The organism is Stieleria mannarensis, from assembly GCF_014154935.1.
GTDB classification, from domain to species: Bacteria; Planctomycetota; Planctomycetia; order Pirellulales; family Pirellulaceae; genus Stieleria; species Stieleria mannarensis.
The window spans coordinates 24,283-36,799 of sequence record NZ_JACEHH010000005.1 but is presented as its reverse complement, the minus strand read 5'-3'; the positions used below and the strand labels follow the sequence as shown (position 1 = coordinate 36,799).

Annotated in this window: 9 protein-coding genes; 7 read left to right on the top strand and 2 right to left on the bottom strand. The window is 60.7% G+C overall.

From position 1 onward, the window contains the following. Positions 1 to 113 precede the first annotated feature (113 nt). Positions 114 to 530, top strand: coding sequence for a secondary thiamine-phosphate synthase enzyme YjbQ (locus tag H1B37_RS04830; RefSeq protein ID WP_182865492.1), 417 nt, complete (start codon positions 114 to 116; stop codon positions 528 to 530). Positions 531 to 657: 127 nt separating this feature from the next. Here H1B37_RS04830 and H1B37_RS04825 read toward each other — a convergent pair whose 3' ends face one another. Together H1B37_RS04825 and H1B37_RS04820 are read right to left on the bottom strand one after the other, a co-directional pair. After that, entirely contained in the window at positions 658 to 3,396 is a 2,739-nt protein-coding gene (locus H1B37_RS04825) for an MGH1-like glycoside hydrolase domain-containing protein (RefSeq protein WP_182865491.1), read from the bottom strand. A gap of 226 nt (positions 3,397 to 3,622) precedes the next feature. Continuing rightward, positions 3,623 to 4,819 carry a phosphoglycerate kinase gene (locus H1B37_RS04820; RefSeq protein WP_182865490.1) on the bottom strand — a complete coding sequence of 399 codons (1,197 nt, stop codon included), beginning with the start codon at positions 4,817 to 4,819 and terminating at the stop codon, positions 3,623 to 3,625. A 306-nt stretch (positions 4,820 to 5,125) separates the two neighbouring features. On the opposite strand from H1B37_RS04820, the gene H1B37_RS04815 reads away from it, so the two are divergent. The 6 genes from H1B37_RS04815 (at position 5,126) to H1B37_RS04790 (ending at position 12,133) form a co-directional block, all read left to right on the top strand. After that, complete coding sequence (locus tag H1B37_RS04815) at positions 5,126 to 6,142, top strand: hypothetical protein (protein WP_182865489.1); 1,017 nt, start codon at positions 5,126 to 5,128, stop codon at positions 6,140 to 6,142. 226 nt (positions 6,143 to 6,368) lie between these two features. Then, on the top strand, positions 6,369 to 7,088 hold the full coding sequence (locus H1B37_RS04810) for a DUF2461 domain-containing protein (protein WP_286177411.1): 720 nt from the start codon (positions 6,369 to 6,371) through the stop codon (positions 7,086 to 7,088). A 66-nt stretch (positions 7,089 to 7,154) separates the two neighbouring features. Further along, complete coding sequence (locus tag H1B37_RS04805; RefSeq protein ID WP_353620779.1) at positions 7,155 to 8,360, top strand: nucleoside monophosphate kinase; 1,206 nt, start codon at positions 7,155 to 7,157, stop codon at positions 8,358 to 8,360. A 302-nt stretch (positions 8,361 to 8,662) separates the two neighbouring features. Next, positions 8,663 to 10,603: a preprotein translocase subunit SecA gene (locus H1B37_RS04800; RefSeq protein WP_220498045.1), complete on the top strand. Its 1,941-nt coding sequence runs from the start codon at positions 8,663 to 8,665 to the stop codon at positions 10,601 to 10,603. A gap of 190 nt (positions 10,604 to 10,793) precedes the next feature. Beyond that, complete coding sequence (locus H1B37_RS04795) at positions 10,794 to 11,306, top strand: methylated-DNA--[protein]-cysteine S-methyltransferase (protein ID WP_220498044.1); 513 nt, start codon at positions 10,794 to 10,796, stop codon at positions 11,304 to 11,306. After that, on the top strand, positions 11,303 to 12,133 hold the full coding sequence (locus H1B37_RS04790) for a class I SAM-dependent methyltransferase (RefSeq protein WP_182865486.1): 831 nt from the start codon (positions 11,303 to 11,305) through the stop codon (positions 12,131 to 12,133). The genes H1B37_RS04795 and H1B37_RS04790 overlap by 4 nt, the downstream gene beginning before the upstream one ends. Positions 12,134 to 12,517: the final 384 nt, after the last annotated feature.

The window sequence follows — 12,517 nt, the reverse complement described above, 5'->3', positions numbered from 1 at the left end:
GAAATCGGAGCACAATCGCTAGGTTTCAGATCCGATCGCGCTCGAAAAAAAATCCGTTTTTTTCTTTGTCGCACTTTTTTCGGTTCGACTTTTTCGTAACGGTGAGGCAAGGCATGTGGGTTCAGCGAACATTGACGCTTTCGGCGCGGCCGCGGGGGTTCCATCTGGTGACCGACGAAGTCGTGGACTGCGTGCCGGAGATCGCCACGGTGCAAACCGGACTGCTGCACGTCTTCATCCAGCACACTAGCGCTTCGCTGACCATCAACGAAAATGCGGATCCCGACGTGCGGACGGATTTCGAAACGGCCATCAACCACGCGGTCCCGGAAAACCTTCCCTATGTTCACACCCTGGAAGGCCGCGACGACATGCCGGCCCATGTCAAAGCCAGCATGATGGGGGCCAGCGTCCAGATCCCGATCGGCGGCGGCCGATTACTCCTGGGCGCCTGGCAAGGCATCTACCTGTGCGAACACCGCAATCACGGCGGGTCCCGCCGACTCGTGCTGACCCTGACCGGGCTGTAGCCGGACAACGCCACCTTCGACGTAGCTACGCTCGCCAGAGCGTGGTATCCGCTGGCGATCCACCTTCTGGCGAAGGTAGCGATGTTCGCACGGCGATTTACGATGCATTTCGTGCCAAGCGGGCGTGTCAACCGCGCCCGGGGATCAGTGTCTCGCCAAGATGCTTGGGCACGTTGGCCTGGCTGCGGATCATCGACGCCACCAAGGCCGTCCAGCCGGTTTGATGGCTCGCCCCGAGACCTTTTCCGTTGTCGGCGTGGAAGTACTCGTAGAACAAAACCAGTTCTTTCCAAGCCGGATCGTTGCTATAGCGTGACTCCTCGCCGTGCGCCGGGCGGGCCCCCGTCTCATCGCGTTCGAACAACGAGATGCAGCGGTCTTCCAATTCTCGGGCGACTTCCATCAACGTCATGCGGTGCCCGCTGCCGGTCGGGCATTCGACTTGGAACGAATCGCCGTAGAAGGCGTGGTAGCGCTTCAGCGACTGGATGATCAGGTAATTCATCGGCAACCAGATCGGTCCCCGCCAATTGCTGTTGCCGCCAAACATCCCGCTCTCGCTCTCGCCGGGCACGTATTGGACTTCGTGATGCTGGCCGCCGAAATCGAACACAAACGGTTCGGCACCGTGAGCGGCCGACATGCTGCGAATGCCATAGGGCGACAGGAACTCCGTTTCGTCCAGCATCACACTCAGCAATCGTCGAAACCGGTCTTCGCTGGGGATCGCCAACAATCGCCGCGTGATCGTCGTCTCCTCGGGATCCTCGCCCTCCATGTACGTCATGTGTTGCGACAGATCGGGACGGCTGTTCAAGAACCACTTCATCCGTTTCTTGAACCCCGGCAGCTTGTCGATGATGTCTTCTTCCAGAATCACACCGGTGGTCAGTGGCAGCAATCCGACCAGCGACCGCACGCGGATCGGAATGGATTGGCCATCGACGAACAGGTGGTCGTAATAGAAACCTTCGGATTCGTCCCACAGCCCCGATCCGTCCATGCTGTTCATCGCCTCGGCGATCGCGATGTAGTGCTCAAAGAACTTGCTGGCCATGTCGCCGTAGGCTTCGTTCTTGTCGGCCAACTCGATCGCCATCCGCAGCATCGTGCCACAGTAAAACGCCATCCACGCCGTTCCGTCGGCTTGTTCCAGGTGCCCCCGCGGCAGCGGCTTGCTGCGGTCGAAGACCCCGATGTTATCCAGCCCCAAAAAGCCGCCGGAAAAGATGTTCTTGCCACGCGGGTCTTTGCGATTGACCCACCAAGTGAAGTTCAACAGCAACTTTTGAAACGCTTTGGCCAGAAACAATTTGTCACGCTGATGACGCGGGCCGCTGGCCTTGTAGACCTGCCACACGCCCCAGGCATGGACGGGCGGATTGACGTCATCGAGGTGCCACTCATAGGCCGGGATCTGGCCGTTGGGGTGCATGTACCATTCGCGCAGAAACAGAATCATCTGGTCTTTGGCGAATCCGTAATCCAGGTGCGCCATCGGAACCATGTGAAACGCCAGGTCCCAGGCCGCGTACCAAGGATATTCCCACTTGTCGGGCATCGAGATCACGTCGCGGTTGAACAGGTGACGCCATTCGCTGTTGCGTCCGTGCCGCCGTGCGTCGCTGCTGGTCGGGCCGTTGGGATCACCGTCCAGCCAAGTGCGGACCACGTAATGATAGAACTGCTTGGTCCACAACAGCCCGGCATAGGCTTGGCGGATCACCGGCCGCCGGCACTCGGGCACCGAATCGGGAATGCGGGTGGCGTAGAACTCATCGGCCTCCGCTTTTCGCTGCTCGAACACCGAATCAAAGGACTCGCCCAATGCCAGAGCTGAGTAACGTTGGATGTCGCCGCCGCAATCCTTCGCGACGATCGGTTCCTCGGTGCCGGACAATCGCACCTTAATCGTCTTGGTCACCCCGGGCAGCACCAGGTCCAATCCATAGGCGGCACACTTGGTGCCTCGTTGGTCCGGGTTGATCGTCTTGACTTCACCCTTGACGACAAATTGGTGAAACGCGTCCTTGTAGTAGTCGGACTCCGATGCCAGATCCGGGTGCCGGACCGCGTTGGTTTCGTTGTCGGTGAACAACCACGCCCAGGTGTCCGGGGTGCCCATGCAATCACAGGCAAACCAAAACTCGTTCAGGGTTTCGTGAAACGTTTTGACGACGTCGCCGACCAGTTTCATCGTCGGCCGCGTCGTGCAACCTTCATCGGTACATTGCCACGTCCACGTGTTGCGAAAGAATAGCTGGGGCAAGACGTGCAGCACGGCCGGTTGCGGCCCACGATTGGTGATGTTCAACCGGATCAGGATGTCATCGGGGCCGGCCTTGGCGTATTCGACTTCGACGTCGAAGTAACGGGATTGGTCAAAGACGCCGGTGTCGGTCAGTTCGTATTCCGGTTCGGTGCGTCCACGGCTGCGTGAAACGTCCACCAATTCGTCGTAGGGAAAGATCGCATGCGGGTACTTGTACAACGCCCGCATGTAGCTGTGCGTCGGCGTGCTGTCGAGGTAGTAATAACACTCTTTGACGTCCTCGCCGTGGTTGCCTTCCGGTCCGGTCACGCCGAAAAGACGCTCTTTGAGAATCGGGTCGCGGCCGTTCCACAACGCGACCGAAAAACACAATCGGCCTTGGCGATCGGTGATCCCCAGCAACCCGTCTTCCCCCCAGCGATACGCCCGGCTCCGTGCGTGATCGTGCGGAAAGTAGCTCCAGGTCGCATCGCCACCGTCACTGTAATCTTCCCGGACCGTCCCCCATTGTCGCTCCGACAGATACGGCCCCCAACGCTGCCAGTTTTGAAGTCGTTGGGCGCTTTCGTGCAGGCGTCGATCTTCAGCAGTCATGGGCAGCGGGTGAGGGTAAGAAGAAATGAAGGTACCCCGCCTAACGGGGAGGGGCGCGGAGGAGTTTACCTGGACGGCGACACTTTGACGTAGCTACGCTCGCCAGAGCGTGGGAAACGCCGCGGATCCACCTTCTGGCGAAGGTAGCTACGTTTGACCCTCCCCTCGCTCGACCCTCCCGGCCCGGGAGGGTCGTTTCTCAACGCGGCGTTTCTGCCCCTGGCCCCTAGGCTTCGTCCAGCAGATCGACCGCGGCGAACGACTGGCCCTCGAGCATCGCCAAACTGGCACCGCCACCGGTACTGACATGGCTGACCTTGTCGGCAAACCCGAGCTGGTCGACGGCGGCCGCGCTGTCGCCGCCACCGATGATGCTGATCGAATCGCTATCGGCGACCGCTTGGGCGACGGCTTTGGTTCCGGCATCAAACGGAGGTTTTTCGAACACGCCCATCGGGCCGTTCCAGACGATCGTTTTGGCCGCCGCCAAGATCTCGGCGTACTTGGCGCTCGTCGCCGGTCCGATGTCCATGCCCTCGAAGCCGTCTTTGATTTTGCCGGCCGGAACCACTTCCTTGTTGCAGCCTTCGGGATCCCCGAAATCGTCGCCGCAGTGGGTGTCGACCGGCAGCACCAGCTTGTCGCCGCCTTTGTCGATCAATTCCTTTGCCAGATCGACCTTGTCCTTTTCGACCAAGCTGTTGCCGACCGATTCGCCTTTGGCCAACGAAAACGTATAGGCCATCGCGCCGCCGATCAGCACCGAATCGCAGATCCCCAGCAGGTTGTTGATCACGTTGATTTTGTCGCTGACCTTCGCCCCGCCCAGGATCGCCACGAAGGGCCGCTCGGGGTTGGCGATCGCGTCGCTGAGGTATTGGATTTCTTTGGCGACCAGGTGTCCGACCACGCGCGGTTTGCCTTCCATCGCTTCGGGGACCGCAACCATCGACGCGTCTTTGCGGTGGCAGGTTCCGAACGCGTCGTTGCAGTACGCGTCGGCCATCGCGGCCAGTTTTCCGGCGAACTCGGCGTCGCCTTTCTTTTCGCCGTCGTTGAATCGCAGGTTCTCCAGCACCAGCACGTCGCCGTCGGCCAGCGCCGCAGATTTGGCCGTCGCATCCTCGCCCACGGTGTCGTTGGCGAACGCGACCGGCTTGCCCAACAATTCGCCGAGCCGTTTGGCGGCCGGGGCGAGCGAGAACTTAGCGGCGTCCGAGGGATCTCCCTTGGGACGGCCGAGGTGGCTCATCAGGATCAGCTTGCCGCCCCGATCGACCACGCTTTTGATACTCGGCAATGCCATTCGGATGCGTCGATCGTCGGTGATCGTTTGGGTGTCATCAAGCGGGACGTTAAAGTCGACTCGCATCAGCACGGTTTTGCCTGCCACGTCAACTTGGTCAATCGTTTTCTTCGCCATCGGTCGTTTGGGTGTGTGAGGGGGGAGTGTGATCTGCATCGCTGGGATGCGATTATCGAGATCCGCTGTGCAGTGTCGAGTCCCAGCAACTTGAACGAATTCGGGCAAGATCGGGGAAATCGTCGGCGGGCGGCCCAGCCGGCGCACCGGCGAAAGGCCCGGCCGGGCGGGCGTGCCGGTTTTGACTCAACTCTCCGACCGCCAATCGCCGAATCCTTACCGGTGGGATGGTGGCCGGTGCGGCCCCAGTTCCGAACACGGCGCGTTCCCAACAAGACGCGTTCCGAACACGACGCAGGGATATTGGTGGCCAAGACGAGGGGACACACGATCGCGGGCCTTTGGCACGTCTCCGGCTCGCCCGCCCCGCGGCCATCCGCGCCGGGGTTGCTGGTCGCCTTGGCCTTGTGCTCGGCGCTGGCCGGTTCGCCCTGTGCCGCCGACGGCCCGGCGGGAAAATCTCGCTACCGCTCGGCCACCCACGCCCACTCCGACCAGGACGACGACCGAGACGATCAAGCGTCGCGCGGTGACCTGTTTGGTCTGCGGTCGCTGTTGGGCGGAAAAACCGGCGGGACGTCCTCGCGCCAGAACGAGTTGCTCAGCGCCCTGCCGATGGAGCGTCTGACCGAGCACGCGCAAGAAAAACTCGCCGCGGTGACGGACAAGCCGACGCTTTTCCGCCGTCTGCCCACCCAGGCGATTCGCTGTGACGAAGAACTGTTTCTGTTTCTGACCCGGCATCCCGAAGCGATCATCGGAATTTGGGATTTGATGGGGATCACCAAGGTCCAGGCGACCCGTGTCGGGCCCTACCGACTGGACGCGGTCGACGGCAGCGGAACGACCTGCCAGATCGACTTGCTGTACGGTGATCGCAACCTGCACGTTTTCCTGGCCGACGGGATGTACGATGGCAAATTCGTCCAAAAACCGATCCTGGGCAAAGGCGTGTTCGTCTTCAAAAGCACCTACGCGGCCGCCGCGGACGGATCGACCACCGTCACCGGCACCCTGGATTGCTACATCAAATTCGAAAGCCTGGGTGCCGACATCATCGCCCGTTCGCTGGGCGGGTTGATCGGAAAATCGGCGGATCACAACTTCATCGAAACCGCCAGCTTCATCAGCCAGATCTCCCAAGCCTGCGAGAAAAACCCCGAGGGCATGTTGGAGATGGTCGATCGGATGCCGCAAATCGACGCACCCACCCGAGCCGAATTTGCCCGCACGATCATCAACGTCGCCCAGCGACACTTGGCAAAGAGGACGGCGGCAGCCAAACTCGTGCAGGAACGCGGGATCACCCCGACGCAACGTTAGCGCCGTCGATCCTAGACTGCAACGCTGAGCATCGTTTTCCACTTTCGATCACAAACTGAGCCGTAGACGCTAGCCTCGGGCCTTCCAAGTCTCGAAGGGCAATCCAAGGCCCGCGGCTAGCGCCGCCGGCTCATGACGTAGGTGGCAATGGGCTGGCGCCAGACGGCTGAGAGGCACTTGACACCAGCCGGTTCGGCCCTGCGCGAGGGTTCTGCGCGATCCCACGATGCGACGTCCTCCCCCCTCACCGGTGGTCTGTATGAGTCACGCCATTCTTCCCAAATCGCTTTTCTCGTTTCTTCGCAAGTTGAAACAGAACAACGATCGCGAGTGGTTCGCCGAGCACAAGCATCTGTACCAGCAAGACGTGCTCGGTCCGGCGGTCGAGTTGGTCGCACGGCTGGAAAAACCACTCGCACGCTGCGCCCCGATGCTGCATGTCGTCCCCAAGGCGCACAACGGTTCGATCATGCGAATCTACCGTGACACCCGATTCAGTAAGAACAAGGACCCTTACAAGACCAACGTCGGGATTTCGTTTCGCCATCAGGCGGGCAAGGACATTCACGCCCCCGGCATCTACTTGCATCTGGAGCCGCGTGAGTGCTTTATCGGGGCCGGCAGCTGGCGGCCCGATAGCACGGTGCTCTCGTCGATCCGGGCCGCCATCGACGCCGACCCGAAAGCCTGGAAACGGGCCCGCGACAACAAGGCCTTTCGGGCGGATTACGAATTCGTCGGCGAGAGCCTGAAAACGGCCCCCCGCGATTACCCCAAAGACCATCCGATGATCGAAGACCTGCGGCGCAAGGATTTCATCGCGATCGCGCCGCTGAGCGAGGCGGAGCTAACCGGCGACGGGATCGTGGATTTGATCGTCCAGCGTGTCAAACAGGCCAGACCCTTGATGCGTTTCTTATGTGATTCGATCGACGTGCCGTATTGATCCGACCGTGCTACCCTATAGCCTGCCGATTCCTCGTCCGTTCCGCCCAGCCCAGACCCTTGCATCGTGAACCCTGCTGCTGATCCCGAACCCAAGCCGAATCCGCCGGCCGATCTTGAGGTCAAAGACGCGCAATTGATCTTCAATTCCGTCTGGAAAGAACTGGAATTCGAAAAGGGAAAACTGAACCTCCGCTTTCCCACCGAACTGATCCTGCTGGGCGGAGCCCCCGGTGCCGGCAAGGGCACCAACACCGACTTCATCCGCCAGGTCCGTGACATCACGGCCGAGCCGATCGTGGTCAGCGAGCTGCTCAGCACCCCCGAAGCGCAACAGATCAAAGCCCGTGGCGGCATGGTCGGCGACCGCGAAGTCGTTTCGCTGGTGTTCCGCAAACTGTTGGAACCGGAGTATCAAAACGGCGCGATCCTAGACGGTTTTCCCCGCACCAAGGTCCAGGTCGAATGCCTGAAGTCGCTTTACGACCGCATGAAAGCGCTCCGCCGTGAGCTGATCGACAACCCGCACCTGGTGCAGATGAAACCGCCGGTGTTTCACATCATGGTGTTGTTCGTCGACGAATCCGAGAGCGTCAAACGCCAATTGTCTCGTGGTCGTCAAGTCATCGCGCACAACGAAGAGGTCGCCCGCAGCGGGATCGGAGAACTATGGGAAGAACGCGCCACCGACTTCAACGAGGCGCTGGCGCGAAACCGTTATCGCGTGTTCAAGGAAAAGACCTACGACGCGCTTGTCTCGCTGAAGCAAATCTTTCACTTCCACTTCATCAACGCCCAGGCCGATCTGGTCGTCGTCCAGGAGAACATTCTCAACGAACTGGAATACCAGAGTTCGTTGGAGCTGGACCCGAGAACGTTCCATGCGATCGGCGACATCCCGCTGGCCAGTGACATCATCCAACACGCGCGCCGTGATCTGGTCAGTCGATTGGATGCCTACGAGTACGATCACGGAGAAATCTTCCATGCCGTCGTCGAATTGATCGAAGCCAAGCTGGTACCGATCATCTTGCGGCACGCCATCTCCGGCCGCGCGACGATCAGCAGCGAAGACGAAATCTTGGACAACCCGCTGGCATTGCAGATGTTGATCGACATCTTTTCCGAACGCGGTTACCACGCCATGATCGACGTCCGCCGCCGGGCCATCCCCGAAAAAGTCAACTTGGAAACCGGCAAGATCACCTGCCGCCAAAAAAAGGTGTATCGAATCACCCTGTACTTCAAAGGCAGCGAAATCCGCCGCGGCTAGCGTGGACTGCAACCGATGTGACCCTCGCTGGCGGACGCTCTGCGGCTTTTGGCAATTAACCCTCCCTGGCAGGGAGGGGCGAGCGCAGCGAGGGGAGGGGCGATAATTTCTTACCTCCGAAATCTTCTTACCCAGCATTCTCGAACCCGCCCGGTTATTCCCGCCAGAACGATTGTCACACCTGGAAACACGTTTTTCCCGTCCTGTCCGGCTGGCACCCTGAAGACGCGTGAAGTGTGCGAAGTGATTCCGTCGATTTTCACGACGTGTCTCCTTCGGTTTTCACGCGTCACGCACCGTCCATGCTCCGCTCACGCCCCACCATCACCAGCTATCGCGGCCTGACCGGGCAACCGAAGCGTGGCATGCAAACGGTGTCGCAATCGACAGGGCAGTGGATCGAACAGATTCGGGACCGCGCTCGACAACTCGCCGCGCTCGACGATCGATCCTTTCGAGTCGTTGCCGCACAGTGTCGCGATCGGATTCGCACCCGCGACCAGGCCATCCTGGTCGAAAACGTCGTCGAGTCGTTTGCATTGACCGGCGAGGCGCTGCGGCGTGTGACGGGGATGTCCTACTACGACGTCCAACTATGCGGCGGATTCGTGCTCTCGGCCGGTGCGATCGCGGAGATCCAAACCGGCGAGGGCAAGACGATCACCACGGCGCTGCCGACGGTGCTGCACGCCTGGTCCGGGCGGGGCGTCCATGTCGCGACCACCAACGACTACCTGTCCCGGCGCGACCACGATGAACTGAAACCCGTCTATGACTTGCTCGGGTTCAGCGTCGGACTGCTGCAACCCCAAGGCCCCATCGAAGAGAAGATCGACGCTTATGCCTGCGACATCACCTATGGTCCGGGGTATGAGTTCGGATTCGATTTTCTGAAAGACCAACTGGCACTTCGTTCTCGCCAACGCATGCGACTCGGCGACCAATTCCTCCGCTCGCTGCAAGGGATCGACCACCGCGAATCCACGCCCGCCCAACGCGGCCACGCGTTCGCGATCATCGACGAAGCCGACAGCGTGTTGATCGACGAAGCGACGACGCCGTTGATCTTGAGCGGTGGGAAAAGCCGCGCGGCGACCGCGCCGGCGCTGTATCAATTCGCCCGCCGCGTGGCGTTGGAATTAAGCAACCGTCGCGACTATGTGATCGACAACGTCAAGCGCACGGTACGATTGACAGCCCAGGGATGGAAGGTCGTCCACGAAGCATTCGACGGACGCCCGGCAGGCCAGCTGGCCCGCCCCTGGAGCCAGTTGGTCGAGAACGCGCTCCGCGCCGAATGCATGCTCCAGCGCGACGTCGATTACGTCGTGCGAGACGATCAAGTCATGATCGTCGACCAAAACACAGGCCGCATCCATGACGAACGCAAATGGAGCAGCGGGCTGCACCAGGCGGTCGAGGTCAAAGAGCACGTCGAAGCGACCGCCGAAAACGAAACCCACGCCCGGATCACCCGTCAGCGCTACATCGGGTTCTACGACGGTGTGGCCGGACTGACCGGGACGGCCGAGGACAGTGAATCGGAGCTGCGCGAGTTCTATCGTCTGCCCGTCGTCCGTGTCGAAACCCACCGCCCCTGCCAGCGGAAACCGCTTCCGCTGCGGTGCTTTGACTCGTGTGAAAACAAATTCGACGCGATCGCCGACGACGCAGCCGGGCGAAGTCGACGTGGCCAGCCGGTTTTGATCGGGACGCGGACGATCCAGGAGAGTAAGCAGCTGAGTAGGCGGTTGGCCGCCAAAGGCATCGCGCACGTCGTCTTGAACGGCTTGCAGGACGACGAAGAGGCGTCGATCGTCGCCCGAGCCGGTGCCGCGGGAACCGTCACCGTCGCGACCAACATGGCCGGCCGCGGAACCGACATCAAACTCGATTCCGCTGCCCGGGCCGCCGGCGGGTTGCATGTCGCCGCCGCCGAAATGCATGCCTGCCGACGGGTCGATCGCCAACTGGCCGGACGCGCCGGACGTCAAGGCGATCCGGGAAGCTGCCAGTTCTACGCCTCCGCCGAAGATGAAATGGTCCGCACTCGCGGCCCGGAACTCGCGGCCCAAATGGTCGCCGCGGCGGGCCCGACCGGTGAGTGCCGCAACGATTTTTCGGCGCCGCTGCGAAGGCTGCAACGACAAGCCGAAGCCGACGCGCTGATCCAACGGCAACACATGGTCGCCCACGACGACTGGGTCGAATCGGTGCAATCGTCCCTGGCAAAGCGCGCCTGATTGACACGAGTGCCTCGATGTAAATGCCAAACGAACGTAGCTACCTTCGCCAGAAGGTGTGTCGCCGGGATTTCCGCGCTCGCATCGAGCCTGGCTACGTCTTTGCGGTATTGAGGGCACGGGGCGAACGCTATAACAGAGCCTCTCGCGTCCCCCAATTCATCGTCTCTCCGGCGGATCCATCATGGCAGTGACCACCACCCCAGCGATTGCGGCACAGCCTGTGCCATCCGCCGTGGAATCCGTTCACACCACCGTGCTGGGAACGATGACGTCAACGTGGACACCCGCGGGGCTCTATTCCTTGCGTTGGGAAGACTGTCAACGCGACCGACACGGCATGGGCTTCTGCGACGGGCGCGCGGAAGATCTGGACCAACGGCTGCACGAGTACTTTGCCACCGGTCACGCGGCGTTCGATGGAGTCCGCTTGGACGAACAAGGTTGGACAGAGTTCACCAAACGGGTTTATCAATGCTGTCGGGAGATCACACCGGGAACGACGAACACTTACAAAGAACTGGCACATCGGGCGGGAAACCGTGCTGCCAGTCGCGCCGTCGGCGCCGCGATGGCCCGTAATCGGGTGCTGCTGGTCATCCCCTGTCACCGTGTGGTCAGTGCCGGTGGCAAATTGCGGGGGTTCAGCGCACCGGGCGGGCTGCAGACCAAACAGTTCCTATTGGATTTGGAATCGCAATGAGCGAAGCGCGGTTCGCGTTCGGTGAAAACTGGGCCTCCTTCCTGAACCAGCTGGACGATCAACGCATCGACCAAGCCTGTCGTTCGTTAGCCGAGTTGTTGCGTCTGGACGACGCGGCGAACAGCAAACCATTGCACGGCCAACGCTTCTTGGACCTCGGCAGCGGCAGCGGACTGTTTTCGTTGGCCGCCTCTCGTTTGGGCGCCCAGGTCGTCTCGATCGACTTTGATCCCCAGTGTGTCGCCTGCACCGAGCGTTTGCGCGAACGTGAATCGGCTCCACCCTCGCGCTGGGAAATCCGCCAAGGGTCCGCGTTGGATGAAACGCTGATGGAGTCGCTGGGACGGTTCGATGTCGTCTACAGCTGGGGCGTTCTGCATCACACCGGCCAGATGCAGCGCGCGATCGAACTGGCCGCCGCACGTGTCGCCGACGACGGACGATTTGCGATCGCGATTTACAACGACCAGGGCGGCGCGAGTCGACGTTGGCTGTGGATCAAACGAACGTATCACCGTCTGCCGAAAGCGGTGCGGCCGATTTGGGTCGCGACGGTTGCGGCATGGTACGAATCTAAATTCGCGCTGGCGCGACTGGCCAGAGGACGCAATCCGCTGCCCTTTGCCGACTGGAAACAAAAGCGCAGCGATCGCGGCATGTCGGCCTGGCATGATTGGGTCGATTGGATCGGCGGGTTGCCGTTCGAAGTCGCCAAGCCCGAGGACATCATCCTGCCGCTGGTCGCCCGACGGTTTCAGCTGATCAATCTGACCACCGTCGGCAACGGCTGGGGCTGCAACGAGTTCGTGTTTCGGAAGTCTAAGTAGCGACCAGCGGCGGCAGAGGGCAGGTGGTTATTGGGAATTCACGCTCCTTGGCAGCATTGATTTCGACACAACTTACAAAGGCTCCCTGCTCCCCCGGCTTTGCGCACAGAGAAGGGCTGGGGATGAGGGGGCCAGCGCCGCGAAAACTGATTGGCTGCACGGCACCTCACCCCAGCCTAGCCTGATGAAAAGTACGTGGCGTCGAAAACTGGTGAACCGGCAACGATTGAAAATTGCAAAATGAACAGTGCAAATTGCGAAATGATTTGAGCGACGATTCCCTGCAAATTTGAATTTTGCAATGAACAGTTTGCAATTTGCAATCGAGGGATCCAGCAGAATCGCTGAACGTCCCCGAACCTACCCAACGTTCCAAGTTCCATT